This is a genomic window from Streptococcus sp. E24BD (assembly GCF_041807825.1).
Taxonomy (GTDB): domain Bacteria; phylum Bacillota; class Bacilli; order Lactobacillales; family Streptococcaceae; genus Streptococcus; species Streptococcus entericus.
The window spans coordinates 1-25118 of the sequence record NZ_JBGTZB010000018.1 but is presented as its reverse complement, the minus strand read 5'-3'; the positions used below and the strand labels follow the sequence as shown (position 1 = coordinate 25118).

Here is a 25118-nt window from a genome sequence, read left to right as displayed (position 1 = left end):
GGCAAGGGTTTTGTGCCCTTGTCCCTAGCCCTTGAAAAAGCATCACACATGTGATACAATGTGTAAAGCGATGATGAAAGCAGAAAGGAAATAACGATGGGACAAGTAGCAGAGAAAACAAAAATTGTGAACTTTCGGGTAGAGCCATCTCTAGTTGAGGAGGCGAGAGCGGTTGTCGAAGGACAAGGCAGCAGTTTGGGCAAGATCTTAAAGTTGTTTTTGAAAAATATCGCTGTCACAGGTCAGGTGGACTTGCTCTCTGAAGAAGAGTTGGAAAGGGAACGCTTGTTTAGAGAATTGCAGGAAGAAGTACAGAAAAATGTAGCTGACATGTCAGCTGGCAACTACCTGACCTTGGATGAACTAGAGGAGCAGCTTTTTGGATAACTATCAGGTTCAAGTGCCCAATCAAATTTATAAGCAGCTAAGAGAAATCAGACAATACATCAGTCATAGCTTATCCAATCCATCGGCTGGAGAGAAACTTGTACGAGAGCTGATTAGGGGCTTAAGAAGTTTAGAAATTTTTCCAGAGCGAGGGTTTAATGCTGATGAACGATTTGGAAAGGCTTTGACCCCCGGTCATGTGACTAGAGGGCTCCCCTTGAAAAAGGGATATATCGTCTTGTATGATGTTGATACGGATGAGAAAATTGTTCAGGTGCGGTATCTGCTATCCACAAAGAGTGACTATTTTAAGCTGTTTAAGTAAGCTGTTGTGATGATGTGGCAAAGTCAGTAACTGTAAATGAGAAGGGAAGGAGCAGTGAGCGAAAGTGAGCTGTATAAGATGACTCTCGCTCTAGCACTAGTGAACGAAAGAAAACTCTTCGTTCATGACGGAAGTCTCGAGGTTGTGGCTCAAAACTTAGGTATGGGACGCCCTTAGGCGATTACTACTGTCTGTGTTACCTCAGAAATTAGATAGAAAAGAAGTGTATGACTAAAAATTACGAAACATTCGCATCGGTCTATGATGCTATCATGGACGATTCGCTGTATGACCTTTGGACGGACTTTTCGCTCCGCCATTTTCCTAAAAAACCAAAGGGAGCCAAACTGCTGGAGCTGGCCTGTGGGACGGGCATCCAGTCGGTGCGGTTCGCACAAGCGGGCTTTGAGGTGACGGGCTTAGATTTGAGTGAGGAGATGCTGGAGGTCGCAAAACGGCGGGCGTCCTCTGCCAAGGTTGCCGTTGACTTTGTGGCGGGCAATATGCTGGACTTGAGCGGTGTGGGGCGGTTTGATCTAGTGACCTGCTACTCTGATTCGCTCTGCTATCTGGCGGACGAGGTGGAGATGGGGGATGTCTTTGCTGGCGTTTACGCTCATCTCAATGATGGTGGTACTTTTATTTTTGACGTTCACTCGACCTATCAGACGGATGAGGTTTTCCCGGGCTATTCTCATCATGAAAATGCAGAGGATTTTGCCATGGTTTGGGACACCTATGAAGATGAGGCGCCGCACTCGGTTGTCCATGAGCTGACCTTTTTCATCAAGGACGAGGATGGACGCTTTACCCGCTACGATGAGATTCACGAAGAACGTACCTACGAACTCCTGACCTATGACGTCTTGCTGGAACAGGTCGGCTTCACCGATGTCAAGGTCTATGCGGACTTTGAAGACAAGGAACCAACAGAAAAAAGCAGACGATGGTTTTTTGTGGGGAGGAAGTAAGGCGTGACTAGCCACAGAGAGCTCCGTATTTTTGCCATTGAGTGTGTTGATTTATTCTCTATCCTTAACCTATTGTTCCGCTGAGGCTTATATCCTTCCTAAGTTTGTTTTACAAATCGTGAAAAAGCCCTAAACCAAGGGCTTTTTATGGTATAATAAAGCTAGTATACTGATGAAAGGGGCTTAGTGTGACCGAACAACTGATTAAGTCAAAACAGCGTGTTCAGCAACACGGAGAAGTCTTTACTCCCAGATGGATGGTAGAGATGATGCTGGATATTCCAGAAATAAAAGTGGCTTGTGAGCAGATTCATGCGACTTTTTTAGAACCTGCTGCTGGTGATGGGAATTTTTTGTTGGCGATTTTGGAGAGAAAATTACAGGCTTTGACGCAACAATACGATAAGAAGAATTGGAAGACGAAATCTCTTTTTGCCCTCGCTAGTATCTACGGTATTGAGTTTTTAGCGGATAATCTGGAAGTGGCACGTGATCGGCTCTTTATCTATTATTTAGACTGGTATGAGACCCAGTTTGGTGAACGATTGGGTAGCAAGACCGGTCTCTATCGCTCGGCACATTTTCTCATTCATCGCAATATTGTTCGAGGGAACACCTTGACCAAACGACATCCTGATACCAATGAGCTCATTGTTTTTTGGGAGTGGCAAGCGGTCAAAGGCAATCCTAGTAAGGTGAGTTGTAAACAGGTTATTTTTGCCGATATGCTGGGAGAAAAATCAGCAGAAGCTACTGTTGTCGAGGGACAGTTGAGCTTGTTTGAGTTTGACGATGATGACCAAACGCAAGAAACCATTTTACCAATCCAGAAAGTGTATCAATTGAGAGGTTAGAGGATGTTAACCAGTAATTTTGATTTTTTGAAACTTGATGAAGACTTGGGTGAATTAGTTGCCACAGCAAATATTGCGGAGGAGAGCTTTACATACCAACATTTTGAAAATGTTCTTTTTAATACCAGAAAACTGGCTGAACACTTAGCGAAATTAGTCGCCGATCGGTGCTATCTTGATGCGGAACGATTGACCTTTCATAATACCTTAAAATTGATTGATGAGCAGATTGAAGACCCATCAGGTGAGGTCATGATGGCCTTTCGTCGCTTGAAAGGGCGAGGGAACGATGCGGTTCATGTCCTCAATTCAGAACAAGCCACTAAGGAGAATGCCGAAAAATCTCTGGCAAGCATTCATTTTCTGCTGGTTTGGTTTATGAAAACCTATGTGGATGACCAGCTGATGATCAGGGACTTTTTTATCCCTCAAGCTCAACAACGCTATCAGACGGCGGAACGCAAGTTCATCTATATCCAAACGGTGGATAATAGCAACGGTGGTTTTTCGGCTTACGATGGAACGCAAAAAATCGGTGAAGGAACGATTGCTGAAGATGACATGGAAGCTGATTGGACTGCTAACAGTGACTTTCTACGTCAGGTTGCCCCAAAGCGGATTAAACAGTACATGACAACCGCAGGACTGACCTATCAGTTGGGTTGGGTAGAGTTAGCTTGGCAAAAAGCTCAGAAAAAATGGTTTCACGACCATGATGTGCATGAGGTCTTGAAGCGTTCAGGCATTAAACAAGCCGAAAAACTCCAAGGAAACGAATGGTTTGAAGTTGACCTTGAAACTGCTAAAGCAGCTATTAAAGCAGTCAAAGAAGGTCGCTATGCTCTTAATTTGCCAGCAACTGCTGATGAAGCAGTCCTTTCTCTACGCCCTAATCAGCAAGACGCTGTCAATCAGACCAAGGCTGTTTTCAAAAAGAAAGACAGGATGCTCTGGAATGCCAAGATGCGTTTTGGTAAGACCTTGGCAAGTCTCCAACTCATTAAGGATATGGGATTTGAAAAGGTACTGCTCATGACCCATCGTCCTGTGGTCAAAAATTCTTGGTTTGATGACTTTGGTAAGATGAAGATGGCAGAAGCAGGCTACCGTTATGGTGCCAAAGATCGTGGGGAAAAGCTCGAAGTCCTAAAAATGGGAGAAACACCTTTCATCTATTTTGCCTCGATTCAGTTGCTTCGGTATGGCGGTGGTGAGGTTAATCTGGCGGACTATGCTGATGTGGACTGGGATTTGATTATCATCGATGAGGCGCATGAGGGGACTCAGACCGAGCTCAATCAGACGGTTATGACTGCTCTTGTCAAGGAAAAGACGAAAATCCTTGAGCTCTCAGGCACTCCTTTTAACCTGCTGGATCAGTACGACGAGGAGCAGGTTTATACTTGGGACTATACCATGGAGCAAGAGGCGAAACTCCGCTGGGAGCGAACCCATCCTGATAAGCCGAACCCTTATGGGGAATTGCCGCGGGTTGAGATGTACACTTTTGAGATGGCAAACAAAGAGCAGTTTGCTGACGAAAGCAAGTCCTTTAACTTCCGTGAGTTCTTCAAGGTTGATGATAAAGAGGAGCTGGTCTACAAGCGGGAGGTTCAAGCCTTTTTAGACCAGATTAGTCAGGAAAACCCTAAAACAGACTACCCTTTCTCCACTGCTAATTATCGTGAAACGCTGCGTCACACCCTCTGGCTCTTGCCTGGGGTCAAGGAAGCGGCAGCCTTTGAGCAGGCACTTCTCGCCCACCCTGTCTTTGGAAAAGACTATACCATCGTCAATGTGGTGAAAGATGGTGACAATAGCGGTGAGGCAACGGCTGATGACCTTGAAAAGGTACAGCGGGCGATTGGAGACGATCCAAGTCTGACCAAGACCATCACCCTAACGGTGCGCAAGCTGACCACTGGAGTCAATGTTCCAGAGTGGACGGGCGTGGTCTTTTTAAACAATACGACAAGCCCAATGAACTATCTGCAAGCGGCCTTTCGTGCGCAGACGCCATTTTCTCATGAAACATTAGGCAAAAAAGAAGTCTGCTATGTCTTTGACTTTGCTCCTGATCGTGCTCTGACTGTCATGGCAGAGTCAGCTCGGATTAACTCTGGTGTCGGTAAGAAAAACAGTAAGGCACAAACAAGTGCCATGACGAAACTCCTTAATTTTATGCCCATTTTGAGTAATGATGGTAATGGCATGAAAACTTACAACGTCGATCGTATGCTGACCCAGCTCAAGAAAGTCTATGCGGAAAAAGCGGTGCGGTCAGGCTTTGAGGACGATAGCCTCTACAATGATCAGCTCTTAACCCTGACAGCAGATGATGCCAGTCTGTTTAACGATGTCAAGGCTATCGTTGGCACGACCAATAAAGAACGCCAGACCAAGATTATCATCAATGACAATGGCATGAGCGAGGAAGAGCATGAACAGGCGGAAGTAGTCCAGAAGAAACCGAAAAAGCAGCGAACCAAAGAAGAAGAGGAGTTACTTGCCAAGCTCAAGGAAGCTAAAAACCAGCGTAAGGCTATGATTTCCATCCTACGTGGAGTCTCTATCCGTATTCCTATGATGATTTACGGGATGATGGTTGACCTTGATGAGGACATCAGTATCGATCGTTTCATCAGTGCAGTAGATGACGCTTCCTGGCAGGAGTTTATGCCAAAGGGCTTTACTAAAGGGATGTTCCGCAAGATTGTCCGCTTCTACGATCCTGAGGTCTTTATCGAGGCGGGGCGCATTATCCGTTGTCGGGCTAAATCCTTTGACCGACTAGGGGTCATCGAGCGGGCTGAGAAAATTGCGGAGCTCTTTAGCACCTTTAAGAATCCTGACAAGGAAACGGTCTTAACCCCTTGGCGGGTGGTCAATCTGCAAGTGACCAAGACCATCGGAGGGCTTAACTTTTTTGACGATAGCTTTACCAGCATGACCATAGATGGCAAATCAGCCCTGCACTGGGTAGAGCGTGAGGATAGCTCTGCTATTTACCAAAAAGGTAAGACCTTCCTTGATATCAACGCCAAAACAGGGCTTTATCCACTACATGCGGCCATTAGTCTCTTCCACAAGGCTGTGGAGACTAATGAGGATAGTCATTTTGACGAGTTGGCGGTTTATGGCGAGATTTTGCAGGAGCAGATTTATGCTGTCGCTAAAACCCCGATGGCCAAGACCATCACTGATCGGACGCTGGCTGGCTACCGCAATCTGGCTGTCAATGTTGCTTATATCGATGGGCTCAGCCAGACCCTCAAAACCGACCTCTCAAGCGGTCAGGACAAGATAAAGGAGGTCTTCAAAGACGTGAAATTTGATGTTGTGATTGGTAACCCGCCATATCAGGAGGAGGGGATTGGAGAGAACACCCAGACACCTCCGATTTATCACAAGTTTATGGAATTATCTTACCAGTTGTCAGATAAGGTTGCTTTAATTACACCTGCACGTTTCCTTTTTAATGCAGGTGCAACACCTAAAGACTTTAATCGAAAAATGCTGGCAGATACTCATTTGAAAGTTGTTCATTATGAGCAAGACAGTTCTAAGGTCTTCCCAAATACAGATATTAAGGGTGGGGTTGTGGTGACCTACCGGGATACAGACAAAGATTTTGGAGAGATTGAAACATTTACTGCTTTTGAAGAATTAAGTGAAATGTATAAAATTGTTTCCCACAGAGAAGATTTCTTATCAATCACCCCGATGATTTTCTCGCCTGAAAGCTATAAGTTTACAGAAGAATTACACAAGGACTTCCCAGATATTGAAAGTCGCTTGAGCAAAGGTCATAAGTATGATGTGAAAACTAATGTCCTTGAAAAGTTGCCTGAAATTTTTACAGATAATCCACCGAGTGAGCCACATGTCCAAATTTTAGGAAGAGTCAATAACGAGCGCACATTCAAATATGCTCCTGCACGTTATGTTAGAGGACCATTAAACTTTGAAATGTACAAGGTTTTTCTGCCGAAAGCCAATGGCAGTGGGGCGATAGGCGAAGTTCTATCGACCCCACTCGTGGGTACCCCACTCGTGGGTACCCCACTCGTGGGTCACACACAGACCTTTCTTTCGATTGGTGCATTTGAAACTTTGGCAGAAGCTGAAGCTTTGTTGAAATATATTAAAACTCCATTTGCACGAACCTTGCTTGGTGTATTGAAAATTACACAAGATAATACAAAATCTGTTTGGAAATATGTTCCATGGTTCGATTTTTCAGATAATAGCACGATTGATTGGACAAAATCGGTAGATGAGATTCATGAGCAGCTGTGTGACTATTACGATATCCCACGGCATATCCGATTGTTTATGAAGAAACACGTTAAAGCTATGGACTAGGAGATAACCCCCACCGTCCACTTAGGTGACGGGTCGCCTAAGTGGACGGTGGGGAGTTGAATTTATTTGACGATAGGAGGAGGATCATGGAAAACTATATTGCAGAATCCTTGGTAAAAGCAGGGGTAGAACTTGGAATTTTGGCAGTTAAAGGTACAACGGCTAAAATCAATAGCAAAATTCAGTCAATGAAAGCAGAGCAAGATGTTGATAAGTTAAGAAGTGCTTATGACGATATCATAAATGAATTGCTGTCCGAACGTGCGGATGCCTTACGTATTGCTCAGCTTTATAAAGAAGAGTATGATAGAGTTAATATAAAAGATGATGACATCGTTTATCTACATAATACACTGGCTCAGGCTATTGATCTTCTAGGCTCATTTAGCAAACTTCCCACTGAACAATCTGAATCAATGAAGCAACTGGTAGCTCTATTGAATACAGATACGTTAAAAACAATGCAATTGTTAGGTTTTAACTACAAGGAAGCAATAGGTGAACCATTGACAGAGGTTTGTGCTAATGCTATTAAATCTAAACTTGTCGGAAATAGTAAGACTAAGAAAAAGTAAGATTTAAAACGATATAGAGACATATAGGCGGAGGCAGCGGAATGGATGAAATAAGTCCTATCGAAGAATTGTTTATCATTGGTAATGGATTTGATTTACAATGTGGCTTGGGGACAACCTATGAGAATTTTTTAAAGTATACCTTCTCAAAATTGGATAGCAATATTTCAGATTCTATTAACTACGACACTTTCAACTTAGATGAGTTTTCTGATAAAGTTTCCGAATCAATCAAATATACTGACTTACATGTAAAAAACTGGGGAGAATTGAGCCGTTTAGATTATTACAACCGATATGACTACTATCCTAAACTCAATATTTGGTATCATATTTTTCTGTATGAAAAAATGGTGAAAAATATTAATTGGTCTTCTGTGGAATCGATATTAGCTACCTATTTACAAGATTATAGAATGATTGATTATATCTCCTCGCTTATTGTAAACAATAAATCTAAACCTACTTATAAGTCAAAAAGGATAAGCATTCCTATTCCTAGTAACTCAAAAGCAGGGATACTGGCAAAAATTGCCTTTATTATTGTTCGCAAAAAATTAAACGATTTAGTTTTACCCAATCATTTTGCTTATGAAAAGTTGCAAGAAATTTATAATAAGCCTGACGAGGTGGATTTGAATCACATTAAAGAGTGGGTAACTCAGGTTCTTTTGCATGAGCTAAATGAGTTAGAGTATGATTTTCAACGTTTTGTAGCATTTCAAAAGCAGAATATGGATCATGAGTATGGGGAAAGAGTAAATGCTCTTCTACGGAAAATGCTAGATCCACATGTAGATCTATTTAATATTGAGCCAAGACCTTATTATTTGATGAGTTTTAATTATAGCTCAATATGGTCGGAGATTTTTAGACCTAAATTCTCACCTAAGTTATTTTTCGATGTTCATGGTAGATTACCTAAAAACGAAGGGCTAAAGCATTCCACAATTATATTTGGAGTCGATGCATCATTATTTGATGCAACTTCGTTTGAATATCGTTTCACAAAAACGTATAGAACATTTAAAAATTATTCAATTGGATTTGAAGAGGCTGGTAATGGAAGAGAAATATATTCTCCTACTGTAAAAATGATTAAATTTTATGGACATTCTTTAGCAGAAGCAGACTATTCCTACTTTCAGCAGTTATTTGACCATTATAATTTATATCAAAATAATGATCTGAAATTAATTTTTTATTATAGTGTTTTTGATAAGAATAGACGGGAAGAAATTGAACAAGAGCAGCTATATTCAGTTTCTCGATTGATTGAAAAATATGGTCAGACAATGGATAATAAAAATCATGGAAAGAACTTATTAACTAGATTGATTCAGACCAATCGTCTGCAACTGGTCGAATTGTAATTAAGGAGGTATTTTTTGTGTTAAGGAAGTTAGTAGATTTGGAAAGTAGAACTTCACATGCGTGGAGTTATGTTAGAGATTATGTCGAAGTAATTTTGAAGTCAGGAGTAGTTATTACAGGAATTATTTATCGATATAGTTCCAAAGAGGAAAATGGAACTGATGATAGAATACATATTTTTACAGCTTCGGATGATAATCCCTGGGGTTGTAATCTATGTATCGGAGTTATGAATATTGATAAAATCAAAGTATTACATTATCGTTTTTTAGGTCGTTCGGAAACTCCCGAATCTTGCCTCAAGCGCTTGTTTTTGGAAAATATTAGTAAATCTCCTAAACTAGTAAATCTTTAGATAAAGAAGATAGAGGTCTATCATGCTCCCCACCTACGAAAAAATCAACCACCCATTTTTTTCTTGACAGGCTATCAAAAATGATATAGCAGTAGCTTAATTGGAGATAAGGGGATGAAAGAATACAAGACATTTAACCAACAGCTGACAATTCTAAGAAACAGTGGTATGATTGTGCCGATGGATGGCAAGCCCAAGCGTTTTTTAGAATAGGAAAATGATTACAATGTGAACAATGGCTACAAGGACTTATTTTTGGAAAAGATATTTACCACTTATCGTCCCTCTTTCCAACCCGTCTCGCAGCTGAAGAAGCTCATTCGTAAAGGTAAAGAAGGTATATCGTGATTCCCTGTTTGTCGGTGATGGGGTTTCTTACGTTAATTATAGTCGAAAACAAGTGTAACATTCTTTCATTCAGTGTTGTGCCTTGAGTGAAACGAAAGGAATGAACAATCATTATGGTATTAGAAAACAAGTTAGGCTTAACCACGTCCAGCGACTTGGCAAGGGAAGAGGAAAAAATCAGTAAAAAAAAGGCATTGGAGCTTTTTGAACAAGATTTGCTTAGAGACAAACCTCCAGGCCTGTTTAGTACCCTCGCCTTTATTCACACCCACCTTTTTGAGGACATTTATCCTTTTGCAGGAGAGATTCGCACGGTCAACCTCGCCAAAGGGAATTTCCGTTTTGCTCCGACCATGTACCTTCGAGCTGCTCTTGAGCATATCGACACCATGCCCCAAACGACCTTTGATGCTATTATCGACAAGTATGTTGAGATGAACGTCGCTCATCCCTTTCGTGAGGGCAATGGCAGAGCAGGGAGACTGTGGCTTGACCACCTTCTAAAACATCAGTTGGGACAAGTTATTGACTGGTCAAAAATTGATAAAGAAGATTATCTTCTTGCCATGGAACGTAGCCCCATCCGAAGCATTGAAATTAAATACCTTATCCAGCATGCCTTGACAACAGCTGTAGATAACCGGCAGATTTATATAAAAGGGCTGGACGCCAGCTACCATTACGAAGGTTATTTTACCTATAAAACGGACGAATTATAGCTATTCTGCCTTAGACAACAGCTCATGAAAAATAGCCTATTTAACCCCTTTCTCACCAACTAAAACTTGGGAAGGGATAAACCAATTAACAGAAGCTTACATAGAGTATATTGTTGGTCGGTATAGCAGAGGAAGCACTCATAAAGCTACGGTTTACCTTTTCTGAATGTGTTATAATGAAAAGGAACAGAATTTGAGCACAGTATTCTTGACTGTTTTCACTTAAGATAGTGCTAAGTCGATTATCGTACGACAGAAAGGACCCCCATGACAACAACAGGCATTATCGCAGAGTTTAATCCCTTTCACAATGGACACAAGTACTTGCTTGACCAAGTGGAAGGTTTAAAAATCGTTGCCATGAGTGGCAATTTTATGCAGCGGGGGGAGCCTGCTATCGTGGATAAGTGGACGCGGGCGCAGATGGCGCTGAATCATGGGGCGGACATCGTGGTCGAGTTGCCTTTTCTAGTGTCTGTCCAGTCGGCGGACTACTTTGCCAAAGGGGCAGTGGACATCCTGAGGCAGTTGGGGATTAGCCAGCTGGCCTTTGGGACAGAGGCTGTCATGGACTACCAGTTGATCGCGGACACCTACGCCAAGCAGGCAGAGGAGATGGAAGCGTTTCTCTCGTGCTTGCCCGACCACCTGTCTTACCCTGAAAAGGCGCAGACCATGTGGCAGACCTTTACGGGGCTGACCTTCACGGGTGACACGCCCAACCACATTTTGGCGTTGGCCTATGCCAAGGCGGCAGCTGGGACAGGGATTGCCCTTTGCCCTATCGCTCGGCAGGGAGCAGGATTTCACTCGGAGGAAATGGCAGAGCAGTATGCGTCAGCGACAGCCATCCGCAAGCACCTAGCAGATGGCGACTTTGTCCGCAGGGTCAGCCCAGCGGCTGATCTCCTGCTCTCCTCACCGCAGGTCTCCTGGGAAGCTTATTTCCCCCTGCTTCGCTATCAGATCCTAACCCATTCAAACCTGACAGCTATCTATCAGGTCAATGCAGAGCTGGCTAGTCGTATCCGCTCTGCTATTGGCGATAGCCAGACCATTGACGAACTCATCGCACATGTTGCGACCAAGCGCTACACTAAGGCGCGGGTGCGACGGGTGCTGGCCTATATCCTTGTCAATGCGACAGAAGCTTACTTGCCGTCTGCGGTGCGAGTCTTGGGCTTTAGCCCCGCTGGGCAAGCCCACCTGTCTAGCATCAAAGGTCAGGTAGAGCTTGTCACACGCATTGGCAAAAAGCCATGGGACGCCCTTACCCAGCAGGCGGATCGTGTCTATCAGCTGGGACACCCTGCCCTCAAGGAGCAAAACTGGGGGCGAAAAGTCATCCGATCGGCTAACGTAGACTAGTATTTTCTGAGAGTTTAGAGTATAATAAGGTCATGAAAAAGAAAAAATTTGCCATAGTGACAGGGTTTGTGAGCGCCCTAGGCGTTCTTGCTCTTATTGGTCACAAAAAGCAGGTCAAAGAGCAACAAAAAGATAGCGAACTGTTAGCGGAGATTCGCGCCTTTTTCGCACCGATGGGAGAGATTGAGGTGGTTTATTTGACAGAGGTCAATAGCAGAGCTGGTCAAGCCTTTGGCGGTGTGGTTTTTGATGATGGTGTGGTGTTTGATTTTCGCTACCACAAGGGTGACATCGACTACAAAGAGCATGATATGGAGAGAAATGATGAAGAAAGCTAGTTCAATAAATGAGATCAGTCAGTTGGTCAACAGTGACCAGAAAGTTGTGTTTTTGTTTACCGCAGATTGGTGTGGGGATTGTCAATTTATCTATCCTGTCTTAGATGAGTTGGTGGCGGATTTTCCACAACTGACCTTTTTGCAGGTTGACCGTGATCAGTTTATGGACTTGGCTAAGGAATGGGATGTGTTCGGTATCCCAAGCCTTGTTGTCACTCAAGGTGGTCAAGAAATCGGTCGCCTCGTTAACCGCCTCCGAAAAACAAAGCAAGAGATTAGCCATTTTTTACAAACGATCTAAGGAGAAAACATGATTTTTATCTATAACAAACATGTGGGTGATGTGCTCATGGTCATTGTCGCTGACGACCAGAAGCAAGCTGTTGAAGTTGACAAGCGAGAGACTGTTGCCCGCATTGTCCGCAAGGCTGATGGTCAAACGGTGGCTTGGAACATTTTCCAAGTGTCAGAACTGTTTCCAATTGAGGGGAATGGGCAGGTTTTTCTGTCAGCAGAGGAGTTGCAGACACTCAATCAGCGCTTGACTGAACTTGGTTTTGATGAGGAGCTTGTGGCTGATGACCAGCCCAAATTCGTCGTGGGTGAGATTGTTGAGTTGACTGCTCATCCAGATAGTGACCACCTGAACATTTGCCAAGTCAAAGTATCAGCTGATGAGACGGTTCAGATTGTGGCCGGAGCTCCAAATGTCGCGTTAGGATTGAAAACAATTGTTGCCTTGCCAGGTGCCATGATGCCGAGTGGTCTGTTGATTTTTCCAGGGCAGTTACGCGGTGTTGACAGTTACGGTATGATGTGTTCCCCAAGGGAGCTGGCTCTACCGAATGCTCCTCAAAAACGGGGCATCATTGAATTAGCAGCTGATACTCCCGTTGGTCAAATATTTTCACCAGATAAACACTGGCGTCTTTAGTAAGAACTCTCCTGTTTTCAGGAGAGTTTTTCCTTAAATGAAAGCCGTTTAACCTTAAAATATAGCTTTAGCCCATCAGTTCTAATCTTTTTGTCATAAATGTCATGCCTTTGTGATGTGATTGTTACAAATCTATCGTATGCTAGACAGGCAGTTTAATGATAGAAAGGAATTCAAATAATGTTAAAATTAAGAAAATCATTGTTCCAGATGGCCTTATTAGGGGCTTTGATGGCTGGACAATTATCACTATTATCAACTGTTCAAGCGAGCGGTCTTGATCGGACAGAACAGGAGCTTGTGACTGTTTTGAAAGCTCGCCAGCGAGAGTTAAAACTTGCCCAAGAAAAAGCAGCCGCAGAAGCCAAGGCTGCAGCAGATGCTAAGGCAGCGGCAGAGGCCAAAGCAGCAGAGGAAGCCGCTAATCCTTATCGAAGCCGTAGCGAGCTGGCGATTGCAAATGCACAAGCCAACCTGACTTCTGGCAACTTCTACCCCGTTGGACAGTGTACCTGGGGTGTCAAGGAATTGGCACCGTGGGCATATACTTATTGGGGCAATGGCGGAGACTGGGCGGCGAGTGCAGCGGCAGATGGCTTTACGATAGGTACTGTACCTGTCGAAGGTGCGATTGCTGTATGGACCGATCCTTATGGTGGCTATGGTCACGTGGCTTATGTGACTGATGTGCAGAGTGAATTTAGTATTCAGGTCTTGGAAGCTAATATTGGTGGTAATCCCAATATTGCCAACTATCGTGGTTTCTTTGACCCAACTCAAACTTCTGAAGGGGTTGTGAGTTATATTTACCCTCCTACCCTGTAAGAAAATCAAGACAGTCAAAAAAAGCGATTAACCGATATTTCGGCTAATCGTTTTTTGCATATTTGGATGACAACGTTTATTGATCAGGTGTTAAAACCATAGGGATAATAATGGGCTCGCGCTCGGTTTTCTCGTAGAGGAAAGGCTTGAGCGCATTGATAATTGCGCCGTTGACAGACTGGATATTAGCCTCCTTGTTCTTTAAGGCAACGCGAATGGTGTTAAAGAGTAGGCGCTGACTTTCACGAATCAAATCACCAGACTCACGCATGTAAATGAAGCCACGGCTGAGAATATCTGGTCCCGCTAAAACCATCTTGGTCTTGAAATCAACAGTTGCTACTGCAAGCACGACCCCATCTTCTGATAGGTCACGGCGGTCACGCAGGACAGCAGCACCAATTTCACCAATACGATTACCGTCAACGTAGACATCTTGGGCATTAAACTTGCCAGCCAGTCGCGCTGAGTCCTTAGTTACGGCGAGGACATCACCGTTTTCCATAATAAACGTGTTTTCCTTTGGCACACCGCAGTCCACTGCCAAACCAGCATGAACTTTTTGCATGCGGTATTCCCCATGGACCGGCATGAAGAACTTGGGCTTCATGAGGCGAATCATCAGTTTTTGTTCTTGTTGACCACCGTGTCCAGAAGTGTGGATGTTGTTAATCTTGCCGTGAATGACCTCAACCCCAGCTTCCTGGATGGTGTTAATCAACTTGTTAACGCTGGTGGTGTTTCCAGGAATTGGACTTGATGAGAACATCACTGTATCGCCAGGTTGTAGCACCACATGACGGTGCATGCCGTTAGCAATCCGAGATAGCGCCGCCATCGACTCACCTTGACTTCCTGTACACATGATGAGGATTTCACTGGCGTGGTAGTTTTTAATCTCGTTTGGCTCGATGATGGTGCCCTTTGGCACCTTGATGTAGCCGAGCTCGATACCGTTGACAATAGCTTTTTCCATGGAACGCCCAAAGACAACAATTTTCCGACCGGTCTTAACCGCCGCTTCTGCAGCTTGTTGCAAACGGAAGATGTTGGAAGCAAAGGAGGCAAAGATAATCCGTCCCTGAATGTTTTCAATGATGTTGAGAATTGATTTTCCAACAACTTGCTCGGATTCTGTGAATGTTGGCACTGTTGCGTTTGTGGAGTCAGACAACAGCAGTAGCACCCCGTCTTCACCCAGCGCTGCCATGCGGTGGAGGTCAGCAGGTTCTCCAACAGGGGTAAAGTCAAACTTGAAGTCTCCCGTGCAGACCACCTTACCCTGAGGGGTATGGATGACAATTCCCAAAGGCTCTGGAATAGAGTGGGTGGTGCGGAAAAAAGTCACCTTCAAGTGTTTGAAGACCAGTTCGCTGTTGTGGTTAATCTCATGTAGTTTGGCTTGACGGAGCAGACCGTGTTCTTCCAGTTTGCCACGAATCAGGGCTAGCGCCAATGGCCCAGCATAAACGGGGATATTGGCCTGTTTAAGCAGGAAGGGAATGCCACCGATATGATCCTCATGCCCGTGGGTGATGACCAAGGCCTTGACGCGGTCGATGTTGTCAACGATGTAGGAATAATCAGGGATAACATAGTCAATCCCTAGCAAATCATCTTCTGGAAATTTAATCCCAGCATCAACGATGATGATCTCGTTTTGGTACTCAATGCCGTAGGTGTTCTTACCGATTTCGCCAAGACCTCCGATGGCAAAGACCCCAACTTCGTGTGGTTTTAAGTTCACTTTTACCATCTTAGAACTCCGTTAATTCAAAAACGCCAGACTCTTTTTCATGGGCTAAATGCTTATCTGATAAGTACTGAATGAGTTCGATGTTATAAGCGGTGTTTTCCTCAACGAGTTGACGAACCTTGATGCGCCCTTCTAGTTCTGTTTTGGCATCCACCTCGATATAGCTGATCTTGGTTGTTTCCCGACGTGGGCTACGGTCTTTTGTTTCTTGGAAAAATACTTTGTAAATCATGATAATCCTTTCTGTATGGCTTCTCAGTCAGTCTGTCAACATCACCAAAACAATCCCCAATTGTGGGGTGCTTGGCTAATTAAATTTCAGAGTAATCAGCACCTGTTTAACCGCTCAGTCATAAGCGATAAAGATACAGGTGTTAAATTTGACCGTGATGCGTTGCAATTATTTTAATTATAGCATAAAATAGGAGGTATAAGCAAGCCGAGACTTTGCAGGTTGACGCATAATGCCTTGATAAAAACCAGATATTAATCAGATAAAAAGGACAAGCATGAAGATTTTAGCCTTTGATAGCTCCAACCAAGCTTTAAGCATCGCTCTTCTAGAGGACGACCGTTTGTTGGCGGATTTGACCCTCACCATCAAGAAAAACCACAGCATCAGCCTCATGCCCAGCATCGATTTTCTCATGGCACAAGCAGGGCTGACCCCTCAAGACCTTGACCGCATCGCTGTCGCTCAGGGATCAGGCTCCTATACAGGATTACGGATGGCGGTAGCAACAGCCAAGACTTTAGCCTATACCCTTGCTATTGACTTGGTCGGCATCTCTAGCCTCTACGCCCTAACGCCTGAGGCTCAAGGGGTGATTATCCCTCTGATCGACGCTCGCCGCAACACGGTTTATGCTGGTTTTTATGAGAATGGCAGAGCAATTGCACCAGATACCAACTGTGCCTTTAACGATTTACTGGATCGCCTATCTGATCAGAGAGACCTGACCTTTGTCGGTGAGGTGGGCAATTTCCGTCAGCAGATTGAGGAGCGCTATCCAGACGCCCATATCTTGCCAACCTTGCCGTCTGCTTATCGTATCGGGTGCGCAGCTATAACTGCTGTTCCTGTTGATCCTCACGCCTTTGTACCGACCTACCTCAAACGGGTTGAAGCCGAGGAAAATTGGTTGAAGAACCATGAAGCAGGCGATAACAACACTTACATCCAGAGGGTCTAAGATGGCGACAGCACAAGCTATTTACGACATCTTAACGGATGTTTATGGGCAGTCACCTTGGTCGCTTGAGCAGATTAGTGCAGACCTAGATAAGCCAGAAAGCCAGTATTTTTATCGTTATGAAGGGCAAGAATTAGTTGGGTTCTTGGCGGTTCAACTCTTAGTTGGCGAGCTTGAAATCACCAATATCGCTGTCAAGAGAGCCTACCAAGGCAGGGGCTTGTCTGACCAGCTCATGCAAGCCTTGGCTAAGGAGCGCCAGCCCATTTTCCTAGAAGTGAGAAGCAGCAATCAGGCTGCCCAAGCCCTCTATCTCAAGCATGGCTTTTCTGCTGTAGGTCGGCGAAAGAACTACTACCATCAGCCGACTGAAGACGCCATCATCATGACGCGTCACCAGTGACGCTCAGCTATTTTCCAAATAGAAAGAAATCAGATGACAGATAGATACATCCTAGCCATCGAAAGCTCTTGTGATGAGACCAGTGTGGCTATTGTCAAAAATGATAAGGAGCTCTTAACCAACATTATCGCTAGTCAGGTGGAGAGCCACAAGCGCTTTGGTGGAGTGGTGCCTGAGGTGGCCAGCCGCCACCATGTGGAAATCATCACGACCTGTATTGCCGATGCTCTGAGCGAGGCTGGCTTGGTTGCTAGCGACCTGACGGCTGTGGCGGTGACTGAAGGGCCTGGACTTGTTGGTGCCCTTTTGGTGGGTATGGCAGCTGCTAAGGCTTTTGCTTGGGCGCATGGACTTCCGCTTATCCCTGTCAACCACATGGCAGGGCATCTGATGGCGGCAAAAGAGCAGAGCGATTTAACTTATCCTCTTATGGCGCTTTTAGTATCAGGTGGGCATACGGAATTGGTCTATGTACCTGAGGCAGGGGATTACCGCATCATTGGTGAGACGCGAGATGATGCGGTAGGAGAGGCCTATGACAAGGTCGGTCGGGTCATGGGCTTGACCTATCCAGCTGGTCGTGAGATTGACCAGCTCGCCCATCAAGGACAGGATACCTACAATCTCCCTCGTGCCATGATCAAGGAAGACCATCTGGATTTTTCTTTTTCAGGGCTCAAGTCAGCCTTTATCAACCTGCATCACAATGCCCAGCAAAAGGGCGAGGACTTAGTCTTGACAGACCTTTGTGCGTCCTTCCAGGCGGCGGTACTGGATGTGCTGATGGCAAAAACCAAGAAGGCCCTCGTCCAGTACCCTGTCAAGCAGCTGGTTGTCGCAGGCGGTGTCGCAGCGAATCAGGGCTTACGTGAGCGTCTGGCGGTGGACATCACCGAAGTTGAGGTGATCGTGCCACCTCTGCGCCTTTGTGGCGATAATGCCGGCATGATTGCCTTTGCTGCGGTTGTTGAATACGAGAAAGGCAATCTTGCGGACCTCTCGCTTAATGCCAAACCTAGTTTGGTCTTTAAGGGTATTGAGGACTAAAAGGCGTTTTCTTGCTTGGCTAGTAACCAGCTAATAACTGACTTTAGATGTCACGGTGGACGATATGGTTGGCTCTGACAGTTGCCAGAACAGAATTGATAGCTGGTCAGTTTTGTGCGCTGAAGAGCAGTTTAGAAATTAGGTTACTTTAAGAAGACGACGAATTAACTTGCTATAGCTATTCTGACAGGCAAAGTATATTGCGTGCATAAATGCTAATCAACCAGACAAAGCAACCTAGCCTTTTCCGAGTCGGCAGAGAACTGTCGTTTTGACCTGAAAATGATTGTTCAAGCTAACTCTTACTGCTGACTTTCTTTTAATCATTCTTATCTGATAACTTTGACCCGTCTGCCTTTGTGGTAGGTGGGTTTTGTGCTATGATAGGACAGTTGAAAATAAGTGAAACTGATTGAAAGGATAACAACAAATGTCGGAATTTAGACGTGGCATGGCTGCTGCAACAGGAACCGTTCTTGGCTATGCTAGCATTGGTTTAGCTTGTGGGATTTTGGCGACCCAATCAGGTCTGTCTCCCGCAGAGACGGCTCTGATGAGTTTGATAGTGTATTCTGGTTCGGCTCAATTTGCCTTGTGTGGTATGGTTGCTGCCCAGACCGACCCTGTGAGTGCGACCCTGACGATAGGCTTACTCAATCTGCGCAATCTCCTGCTGAATCTTCATACGACCAAGGTGTTTGAAAGCTATCGTTTGCCTCAACAGTTATTAGCTGCTAGCATGATGACTGATGAGAGCTACGGTGTCTTGCTGACTCATCAGCTTGAGGTTGAGCGGGTGGAACCGTTATGGATGTTTGGCAATAATGGTGCGGGCTACCTCTCTTGGTTTGTTTTTAGTGTGCTAGGTGCTATGTTAGGGGGCTTGTTACCAAATCCTGAGCGTTTGGGGATTGACTATGCCTTGATGGTGATGTTTCTTGCTATTTTTGCCAGTCAGCTGGATGTCTTGAGCAAGCGAGTGGCAACTTCTAGGATAGGTGTGATGCTAATTAGCGTTGGAGGGACTTACTTGCTCTCTTCAGTCTTGGTGCAAGGGTCGGTAGCTGTTTTACTAGCGACTTTGATGGGTTGTCTCGTGGGGGTGTTAACAGATGTGGACTAAATCAACAGTCGTACTAATCTTGCTCGCCAGTTTAGCCAATTGGCTGCCTAAAATCTTTCCATATTTTTTAGTGAAATTTGCCAAACTACCCGAGAAAGTTGTTGCCTTTCTATCTTATCTTCCTGTCAGCATCATGTTTACGCTTATCCTGTCCAGCGTGTTTCAGGTTGGTGTTGGGCAATTGCCGAGCTTAAAGCTGATTGAAGCGCTGGCTTTAGTACCAACCTATGTGACCTTTAAAAAGACTAATAACATTATCCTTACGGTCCTTGTCGGAGTGGGGTGTGTGGCTGGTTTGAGATTGCTTTGAGGGAATTAAAGGTATTTTGTGGTATAATGTTCCTAACAAATGCTAAAGTTTAGGGAGATGCAAGGTGATAAGGTTTGAGAATTTTTCCTTCCAATATGATGCCCAATCAGAACCTACCCTGAAAAAAATAGACCTGACCATTGAAGAAGGGGAAAAGGTGCTGATTATCGGGGCATCTGGTTCTGGAAAATCAACCTTGGGGCAATGCTTAAATGGCATTATCCCCAATATCCACAGGGGAAAACAAACAGGGCGATTGCTGGTGAGAGGACAGGAGATTAGTCAACTGTCAATTTACGACCGTTCTCAGCTGATCAGCACGGTGTTACAAGACACTGATGGTCAGTTTATCGGTCTATCTGTCGGTGAAGATCTGGCCTTTGCCTTGGAAAATGATGCTTGCCCCAAAGATCAGATGGTCAGTCGTGTCCATTATTGGGCTGACCAGTTGGCGTTGAGGGAATTATTGGAGCACCGCCCTCAGGACTTATCGGGCGGGCAGAAGCAACGTGTTAGCCTGGGTGGTGTCTTGATTGATGAGAGCCCTATTTTGCTTTTTGATGAGCCATTAGCTAATCTTGACCCTCGGTCTGGTCAGGAGACCATTGAGCTGATTGATCGACTGCACCAAGAGACTGGGGCGACCACGCTTATCATTGAGCATAGGTTAGAAGATGTTCTGCACAGACCGGTGGACAGGATTGTTCTGCTCCATGACGGGGAGTTGGTCTTCAACGGTCATCCCGATGAGCTACTGGCTTCTGAGTTGCTGGGGCAATATGGTATTCGTGAACCACTTTATATCAGTGTTTTGCGTGGTCTGGGTATTGATTTAACAGGTTTGGACAATCTTAGTCGGCTCGATGAGCTGAGCTTGCCAGACTTAGTGTTGCCTGAGGGGAGCTCTGCTATTCGTCCTAAGGAGATGGAAGCCTTGTTAGAGTTATCTGATTGGACCTTTGCCTACCAACCAGAGCGTCCTATTTTACGAGGGCTTAACCTGACCCTGCGACGGGGGGAGCGTTTGGCAATCGTCGGAAAAAATGGAGCCGGTAAGTCTACTCTGGCAAAGAGCCTCTGTCAGTTTGTGACAGTGAATGGGACAATCCGTTATCTGGGGCAGGACATCTCCACAGATACTGTTAAGGAGCGCTCTGAGCGGATTGGTTATGTTTTGCAGAATCCCAATCAGATGATTAGCCAGACCCAAATTAGTGATGAGGTGGCTTTAGGGCTTCGTCTGCGTGGTGTTGATGAAGAAACCATCGCTAGCCGAGTTGATAAGGCCTTGACGGTTTGTGGCTTATACCCTTTTCGCCATTGGCCGATTTCAGCCTTGTCTTATGGGCAAAAGAAACGTGTGACCATCGCTTCTATCTTGGTGCTCAATCCCGAGATTATCTTGCTTGACGAGCCGACTGCCGGTCAGGATCAGCGGACCTATCGTGAGATGATGATGTTCCTAGATGAGCTCAATGCACTGGGTCGTACCATTGTGATGATTACCCATGATATGCAGCTCATGCTAGAGTATGCCGACCGCTGTGTGGTGATCAGTGATGGTCAAGTTTTGGCTGATGACAGCCCTCAGGCTATCCTCAATCAGCCAGATATTCTGGCGGCAGCCAATCTCAAGCAAACGTCCTTGTTTGAGTTAGCAAGACTAATGAAAGCCACGCCAGAAGCAGTGACAGCCTATTATAAGATGCTACAAGGAGGTCAACATGGCTAAACAAACATTGATTGGTTATAAGGAAGGGTCAGGCTTTCTCTACAGCCTGTCTGGTGTAGCTAAACTCATCTTTTTTGTTTTGGTATCAGTTGCTGCCATGACAACCTATGATACACGTTTGATTGCTTTTATTGCCGTTGGGTCTTTGTTGCTTTTTCGGTTAGCAGGAATTAAATTACGGGAAATTTCATTTGTCTTGACCATTGTGATTGTTTTTGCCCTTCTGAACTTAATCATGGTCTACTTGTTTGCGCCAGCTTATGGGGTAGAGATTTATAATAGTCAGACCGTTCTGCTGGAGGGTTGGGGGCGATTTAACCTGACCGCCGAGCAACTCTTTTACCTCCTTAACCTCTTGCTAAAATATTTTTGCACGGTGCCTCTGGCTATTTTGTTTCTGATGACCACTCATCCCAGCCAGTTTGCGGCCAGTCTCCATCAAGCTGGAGTGTCTTATAAAATCGCTTATGCTGTCAGCTTAACGCTCCGCTATATTCCTGATATTCAAGAAGAATTCCAGATGATTAAGCTCTCGCAGGAAGCTAGAGGGTTGGAACTGTCCAAAAAAGCGCCTTTAGTCAAGCGTATCAAGAGTAATGTTCAAATTCTTGTGCCACTGATTTTTAGTTCGTTGGAGCGGATTGATACGGTTTCGACCGCCATGGAGTTGCGCCGTTTTGGTCAACAAAAAAATAGAACCTGGTATAAGTCACAAAAGCTTAACTCTGGTGATTATACGGTGATTGGGCTAGCTGTTGCTGTCGTTTTGGTGACCCTTGCTCTCTTTTGGATCAATGGTGGTCGGTTCTACAATCCTTTTATCGGCTAAGCCTGGGTCAGACGCTTCAAAATTAGCAGGGCATGAGAATACCGCATTTTCTCTGACAGTGTCAGATGTTCCGCATTGGAGGACACTATCTCCTAATAATTGCATTTTCAAAAATTTTTCTAAAAGACTTGCAACCTCACCTTTGTTGCAAGTTTTTTCCTTAGGAGCATATTGGACCATTTAGCAGTTTTTTCTTGACACCGTTTTCTTTTTGGAGTACAATGATTTTAGGACAAAAATCCTAAAAATAAACAAAAGTCCAAAAGGAGGTGCTATGCTAACGACAAATGAGCAACGCATACTCGCTCTTCTGGAACAAGATCCTTTTCTCTCACAGCAGGAAATTGCAGATCATCTAGGCCTCAATCGTTCAACGGTGGCTGGTTTAATTTCTAACTTAATGACCAAGAAATACCTGCTTGGACGAGCTTATGTGCTCAACCACGCTACAGAGGTCATCTGCATCGGTGGCATGAACATGGATCGCAAGTATGTTCTTGGTGATAACTGGCAGCCTAAGACCAGTAATCCTGTGATGGCCAGCATGAGTGTTGGTGGGGTTGCCCGCAACATCGCTGAAAATCTGGGGCGACTGGGGCAAGCCGTCAGCTTGCTCTCTGTGGCGGGTCGAGACCATGATTACGATTGGATTCGGACGCAGACCGAAAGCTATGTCAATCTCCAGCAGGTCACCCAAATCGAAGGGCAGACGACCTCGTCTTACACAGCGATTCTAGATAGTCAGGGTGACATGCAGTTGGGGCTAGCTGATATGGCCATTTGTGACCAGATGACACCAGACTGGTTGTATCGTCACCGAAGTTGGTTGGCACAGGCCCGGCTCTTGGTGGTAGACCTTAATCTACCGCTTGAGACGGTGACAGCAACCATTGAACTAGCTAAACAACAAGAGCAGGAGCTGGTCGTCATTCCCGTCAGCAGTCCCAAGATGACCCATCTGCCTCAAGACCTGACTGGGGTCACTTGGCTGGTGGTCAACCAGGACGAGAGTGAGGCCTACTTTGGCTGTCAGGTGGCATCTGAGGAGGATGTTACAGCTTTGGCGGAAAAATGGCTGAGCAGGGGTCTTGAGCATGTCTTGATGACCCGAGGTAGTCAGGCGTCTTACTACGCCAATCAGTCCGGGGAGCGACAGTATATCCAGCCGCCAAGGGTCGAAAAAGTCGTTGATGTGACAGGAGCTGGGGATTCTTTCTCAGCAGGTCTGATTCACGGTCTCTTGGAGGGGAAATCGGCTATAGAAGCGATCGCCTACGGTCTGACCAATGCGTATCATACAATCCAGACAGATGCGACTGTCCGAGTCGACCTATCCGCTCAGCTATTGGAACAAAACTATCAACAACTCAAGGAAAAAGGAGAAATCTAAGATGAAACACTTACTCTCTATCAGCAAGGAAGTCCAAGCAGCTTTGGACGCTAAAAAACCAGTCGTAGCGCTGGAGTCCACCATCATTTCTCACGGGATGCCTTATCCGCAGAACGTGGAGATGGCGAAAACCGTGGAGCAAATTATTCGTAATCACGGAGCGGTCCCTGCTACCATCGCCATTATGGATGGTCAGTTCAAAATTGGTTTGGAAGAAGAAGACCTAGAGCGCTTGGCCAAGGAAAAACCAGTCGCTAAGGTGTCACGTCGTGACCTGCCAGAGGTCTTTGCTAAAAAATTGTTAGGAGCAACGACTGTTGCAACGACCATGATCGGAGCACACTTGGCGGGCATCAAGGTCTTTGTGACAGGTGGTATCGGGGGAGTCCACCGTGGGGTCGAAGAAACCATGGACATCTCAGCGGACTTGGACGAATTGGGACAAACCCCTGTGACGGTCGTTTGTGCGGGAGCTAAGGCAATCCTTGACCTGCCTCGTACCTTGGAATACCTGGAAACCAAGGGTGTACCAGTGGTTGGCTACCAGACTGACTATTTGCCGGCCTTCTATACTAGGACATCTGAGTATAAGCTCAATACCCGTGTGGAAAGCACGGAAGAAATCGCCAGCATGATGCACTATTCCGATGCTTTAGGTCTCAAAGCAGGTATCCTTGTCACTAATCCAATCCCTGCAGAGCATGAAATCCCGCATGAAAAAATCGATGCCATTATCGCCCAAGCAGTGGCAGAAGCAGATGAAAAAGGTGTGCGTGGCAAGGACAGCACCCCGTTCCTTCTAGCGAAAATTGTCGAGTTGACGGGTGGTGATAGCCTCAAGACCAACATCCAACTGGTCTACAACAATGCTAAAATCGGTGCCCAGATTGCGGCAGATTACGCTAAACAAGTGCAATAGATTCGAGCTAAATAGTAGTGCACGGAGAACGATGCAAAACGACGGCCTGTAGCTTCATCAAAGGTAGTTTACCTCATAGAAATTAGACTCAAAACAGCTGACAATTCAGCTGTTTTAGTTTACAATAGAAAGTGATGAAAGAAAAATTGATTGAATGGATAGCTTGCTCAACCCTCAAACTAGAACGGAACCCTCGTTGTTGTCAAACGAGGGTTTTGTTCGTCGTAACAATATTTCTGCCTAACAGTTGAAGCAGCTGGTAGTAAACAGCAAGCCTGATAGGCTCTATCCGCTTGTCAGATAGGCATCTGGCTAAAGCCGATACTAGAATAGCGCTTGTTTTGTTATAGGTTTTGGGGACTGAGTGGCTGTTGGTGTTGCTGCATGGTTTGTTGTGCTGGCAGGAGGATGAGTATGGTTTCCCTTTTGAAAAAGAAACGGTAACAAAAATGCTCTTGTGATTGCCAGATAGAGAAGCTTTTTGCTATAATAGACCTGATAGTAACCACTTTCTAACAAGGAGAATGCCATGAAATACATCGTCAATACGTCCAATGACCCTGCCTACAACATCGCTCTGGAGAGCTATGCCTTTCGCGAGCTGGTCAATGAAGATGAAATTTTTATCCTGTGGATCAATGAACCAGCCATCATCATCGGCAAGCACCAAAACGCTAT

Annotated in this window: 25 protein-coding genes and 1 pseudogene; 24 read left to right on the top strand and 2 right to left on the bottom strand. The window is 45.2% G+C overall.

The features are described from left to right. Window positions 1–96: 96 nt before the first annotated feature. From ACERC5_RS05800 to ACERC5_RS05735, 14 genes are all read left to right on the top strand, one after another. The gene (locus ACERC5_RS05800; protein WP_373660376.1) at window positions 97–387 is read left to right on the top strand and encodes a hypothetical protein; all 291 of its coding nucleotides are present in this window, start codon (window positions 97–99) and stop codon (window positions 385–387) included. After that, the gene (locus tag ACERC5_RS05795) at window positions 380–712 is read left to right on the top strand and encodes a type II toxin-antitoxin system RelE/ParE family toxin (RefSeq protein ID WP_373658917.1); all 333 of its coding nucleotides are present in this window, start codon (window positions 380–382) and stop codon (window positions 710–712) included. Before ACERC5_RS05800 ends, ACERC5_RS05795 begins: the two co-directional genes overlap by 8 nt. A gap of 227 nt (window positions 713–939) precedes the next feature. After that, the gene (locus tag ACERC5_RS05790; RefSeq protein ID WP_373660375.1) at window positions 940–1683 is read left to right on the top strand and encodes a class I SAM-dependent methyltransferase; all 744 of its coding nucleotides are present in this window, start codon (window positions 940–942) and stop codon (window positions 1681–1683) included. 188 nt (window positions 1684–1871) lie between these two features. After that, window positions 1872–2537 carry a methylase gene (locus ACERC5_RS05785; protein WP_373660374.1) on the top strand — a complete coding sequence of 222 codons (666 nt, stop codon included), beginning with the start codon at window positions 1872–1874 and terminating at the stop codon, window positions 2535–2537. Window positions 2538–2540: 3 nt separating this feature from the next. Next, window positions 2541–6902, top strand: coding sequence for an Eco57I restriction-modification methylase domain-containing protein (locus tag ACERC5_RS05780; protein WP_373660373.1), 4362 nt, complete (start codon window positions 2541–2543; stop codon window positions 6900–6902). 86 nt (window positions 6903–6988) lie between these two features. Further along, a complete protein-coding gene (locus ACERC5_RS05775) occupies window positions 6989–7477 on the top strand; it encodes a hypothetical protein (protein WP_373660372.1) in 489 nt (162 codons plus the stop codon). 41 nt (window positions 7478–7518) lie between these two features. Next, the gene (locus ACERC5_RS05770; RefSeq protein WP_373660371.1) at window positions 7519–8850 is read left to right on the top strand and encodes an AbiH family protein; all 1332 of its coding nucleotides are present in this window, start codon (window positions 7519–7521) and stop codon (window positions 8848–8850) included. A gap of 17 nt (window positions 8851–8867) precedes the next feature. Beyond that, window positions 8868–9206: a hypothetical protein gene (locus ACERC5_RS05765; RefSeq protein ID WP_373660370.1), complete on the top strand. Its 339-nt coding sequence runs from the start codon at window positions 8868–8870 to the stop codon at window positions 9204–9206. 461 nt (window positions 9207–9667) lie between these two features. Then, entirely contained in the window at window positions 9668–10273 is a 606-nt protein-coding gene (fic, locus tag ACERC5_RS05760; RefSeq protein WP_373660369.1) for a protein adenylyltransferase Fic, read from the top strand. A gap of 267 nt (window positions 10274–10540) precedes the next feature. Next, on the top strand, window positions 10541–11641 hold the full coding sequence (locus ACERC5_RS05755) for a nucleotidyltransferase (protein WP_373660368.1): 1101 nt from the start codon (window positions 10541–10543) through the stop codon (window positions 11639–11641). Between the two features lie 32 nt (window positions 11642–11673). Beyond that, window positions 11674–11979, top strand: coding sequence for a DUF4651 domain-containing protein (locus tag ACERC5_RS05750; RefSeq protein WP_373658928.1), 306 nt, complete (start codon window positions 11674–11676; stop codon window positions 11977–11979). Further along, window positions 11966–12280 carry a thioredoxin family protein gene (locus tag ACERC5_RS05745; RefSeq protein WP_373658929.1) on the top strand — a complete coding sequence of 105 codons (315 nt, stop codon included), beginning with the start codon at window positions 11966–11968 and terminating at the stop codon, window positions 12278–12280. Before ACERC5_RS05750 ends, ACERC5_RS05745 begins: the two co-directional genes overlap by 14 nt. A 9-nt stretch (window positions 12281–12289) precedes the next feature. After that, a complete protein-coding gene (gene ytpR / locus ACERC5_RS05740) occupies window positions 12290–12913 on the top strand; it encodes a YtpR family tRNA-binding protein (RefSeq protein WP_373660367.1) in 624 nt (207 codons plus the stop codon). Window positions 12914–13093: 180 nt separating this feature from the next. Beyond that, window positions 13094–13738, top strand: a complete 645-nt coding sequence (locus ACERC5_RS05735; RefSeq protein ID WP_373660366.1) for a CHAP domain-containing protein — start codon at window positions 13094–13096, stop codon at window positions 13736–13738. 76 nt (window positions 13739–13814) lie between these two features. Here ACERC5_RS05735 and rnjA read toward each other — a convergent pair whose 3' ends face one another. Both rnjA and ACERC5_RS05725 read right to left on the bottom strand, forming a co-directional pair. Further along, window positions 13815–15494, bottom strand: coding sequence for a ribonuclease J1 (gene rnjA / locus ACERC5_RS05730; protein WP_373660365.1), 1680 nt, complete (start codon window positions 15492–15494; stop codon window positions 13815–13817). Between the two features lies 1 nt (window position 15495). After that, window positions 15496–15726, bottom strand: a complete 231-nt coding sequence (locus ACERC5_RS05725) for a DNA-dependent RNA polymerase subunit epsilon (RefSeq protein WP_373658936.1) — start codon at window positions 15724–15726, stop codon at window positions 15496–15498. A gap of 277 nt (window positions 15727–16003) precedes the next feature. Here ACERC5_RS05725 and tsaB point away from each other — a divergent pair, with 277 nt between their 5' ends. From tsaB to ACERC5_RS05675, 10 genes and pseudogenes are all read left to right on the top strand, one after another. Then, entirely contained in the window at window positions 16004–16687 is a 684-nt protein-coding gene (gene tsaB / locus ACERC5_RS05720; RefSeq protein WP_373660364.1) for a tRNA (adenosine(37)-N6)-threonylcarbamoyltransferase complex dimerization subunit type 1 TsaB, read from the top strand. A 1-nt stretch (window position 16688) separates the two neighbouring features. Further along, a complete protein-coding gene (gene rimI, locus ACERC5_RS05715; protein WP_373660363.1) occupies window positions 16689–17090 on the top strand; it encodes a ribosomal protein S18-alanine N-acetyltransferase in 402 nt (133 codons plus the stop codon). Between the two features lie 33 nt (window positions 17091–17123). After that, window positions 17124–18137 carry a tRNA (adenosine(37)-N6)-threonylcarbamoyltransferase complex transferase subunit TsaD gene (gene tsaD, locus ACERC5_RS05710; RefSeq protein ID WP_373658939.1) on the top strand — a complete coding sequence of 338 codons (1014 nt, stop codon included), beginning with the start codon at window positions 17124–17126 and terminating at the stop codon, window positions 18135–18137. Between the two features lie 430 nt (window positions 18138–18567). Continuing rightward, window positions 18568–19260: an AzlC family ABC transporter permease gene (locus tag ACERC5_RS05705; RefSeq protein ID WP_373658940.1), complete on the top strand. Its 693-nt coding sequence runs from the start codon at window positions 18568–18570 to the stop codon at window positions 19258–19260. After that, on the top strand, window positions 19250–19570 hold the full coding sequence (locus ACERC5_RS05700; RefSeq protein WP_373658941.1) for an AzlD domain-containing protein: 321 nt from the start codon (window positions 19250–19252) through the stop codon (window positions 19568–19570). The genes ACERC5_RS05705 and ACERC5_RS05700 overlap by 11 nt, the downstream gene beginning before the upstream one ends. A gap of 64 nt (window positions 19571–19634) precedes the next feature. Beyond that, window positions 19635–21302, top strand: coding sequence for an ABC transporter ATP-binding protein (locus tag ACERC5_RS05695; RefSeq protein WP_373658943.1), 1668 nt, complete (start codon window positions 19635–19637; stop codon window positions 21300–21302). After that, entirely contained in the window at window positions 21295–22131 is an 837-nt protein-coding gene (locus ACERC5_RS05690; RefSeq protein ID WP_373658944.1) for an energy-coupling factor transporter transmembrane protein EcfT, read from the top strand. Before ACERC5_RS05695 ends, ACERC5_RS05690 begins: the two co-directional genes overlap by 8 nt. 274 nt (window positions 22132–22405) lie before the next feature. Then, window positions 22406–23521, top strand: coding sequence for a carbohydrate kinase (locus tag ACERC5_RS05685; protein WP_373658945.1), 1116 nt, complete (start codon window positions 22406–22408; stop codon window positions 23519–23521). Window position 23522: 1 nt separating this feature from the next. Further along, the gene (locus ACERC5_RS05680; protein WP_373658946.1) at window positions 23523–24440 is read left to right on the top strand and encodes a pseudouridine-5'-phosphate glycosidase; all 918 of its coding nucleotides are present in this window, start codon (window positions 23523–23525) and stop codon (window positions 24438–24440) included. 529 nt (window positions 24441–24969) lie between these two features. Next, window positions 24970–25118, top strand: a pseudogene (locus ACERC5_RS05675) (lipoate--protein ligase); the annotation flags it as partial.

Excerpts from the sequence above, each read along its gene's own strand:
- ACERC5_RS05800 (WP_373660376.1), top strand. The coding sequence starts at position 97 with ATGGGACAAGTAGCAGAGAAAACAAAAATTGTGAACTTTCGGGTAGAG.
- ACERC5_RS05790 (WP_373660375.1), top strand. The coding sequence starts at position 940 with ATGACTAAAAATTACGAAACATTCGCATCGGTCTATGATGCTATCATG.
- ACERC5_RS05780 (WP_373660373.1), top strand. The coding sequence starts at position 2,541 with ATGTTAACCAGTAATTTTGATTTTTTGAAACTTGATGAAGACTTGGGT.
- ACERC5_RS05775 (WP_373660372.1), top strand. The coding sequence starts at position 6,989 with ATGGAAAACTATATTGCAGAATCCTTGGTAAAAGCAGGGGTAGAACTT.
- ACERC5_RS05770 (WP_373660371.1), top strand. The coding sequence starts at position 7,519 with ATGGATGAAATAAGTCCTATCGAAGAATTGTTTATCATTGGTAATGGA.
- fic (WP_373660369.1), top strand. The coding sequence starts at position 9,668 with ATGGTATTAGAAAACAAGTTAGGCTTAACCACGTCCAGCGACTTGGCA.
- ACERC5_RS05755 (WP_373660368.1), top strand. The coding sequence starts at position 10,541 with ATGACAACAACAGGCATTATCGCAGAGTTTAATCCCTTTCACAATGGA.
- ACERC5_RS05750 (WP_373658928.1), top strand. The coding sequence starts at position 11,674 with ATGAAAAAGAAAAAATTTGCCATAGTGACAGGGTTTGTGAGCGCCCTA.
- ACERC5_RS05745 (WP_373658929.1), top strand. The coding sequence starts at position 11,966 with ATGAAGAAAGCTAGTTCAATAAATGAGATCAGTCAGTTGGTCAACAGT.
- ytpR (WP_373660367.1), top strand. The coding sequence starts at position 12,290 with ATGATTTTTATCTATAACAAACATGTGGGTGATGTGCTCATGGTCATT.
- ACERC5_RS05735 (WP_373660366.1), top strand. The coding sequence starts at position 13,094 with ATGTTAAAATTAAGAAAATCATTGTTCCAGATGGCCTTATTAGGGGCT.
- rnjA (WP_373660365.1), bottom strand. The coding sequence starts at position 15,494 with ATGGTAAAAGTGAACTTAAAACCACACGAAGTTGGGGTCTTTGCCATC.
- ACERC5_RS05725 (WP_373658936.1), bottom strand. The coding sequence starts at position 15,726 with ATGATTTACAAAGTATTTTTCCAAGAAACAAAAGACCGTAGCCCACGT.
- tsaB (WP_373660364.1), top strand. The coding sequence starts at position 16,004 with ATGAAGATTTTAGCCTTTGATAGCTCCAACCAAGCTTTAAGCATCGCT.
- rimI (WP_373660363.1), top strand. The coding sequence starts at position 16,689 with ATGGCGACAGCACAAGCTATTTACGACATCTTAACGGATGTTTATGGG.
- tsaD (WP_373658939.1), top strand. The coding sequence starts at position 17,124 with ATGACAGATAGATACATCCTAGCCATCGAAAGCTCTTGTGATGAGACC.
- ACERC5_RS05705 (WP_373658940.1), top strand. The coding sequence starts at position 18,568 with ATGTCGGAATTTAGACGTGGCATGGCTGCTGCAACAGGAACCGTTCTT.
- ACERC5_RS05700 (WP_373658941.1), top strand. The coding sequence starts at position 19,250 with ATGTGGACTAAATCAACAGTCGTACTAATCTTGCTCGCCAGTTTAGCC.
- ACERC5_RS05690 (WP_373658944.1), top strand. The coding sequence starts at position 21,295 with ATGGCTAAACAAACATTGATTGGTTATAAGGAAGGGTCAGGCTTTCTC.
- ACERC5_RS05685 (WP_373658945.1), top strand. The coding sequence starts at position 22,406 with ATGCTAACGACAAATGAGCAACGCATACTCGCTCTTCTGGAACAAGAT.
- ACERC5_RS05680 (WP_373658946.1), top strand. The coding sequence starts at position 23,523 with ATGAAACACTTACTCTCTATCAGCAAGGAAGTCCAAGCAGCTTTGGAC.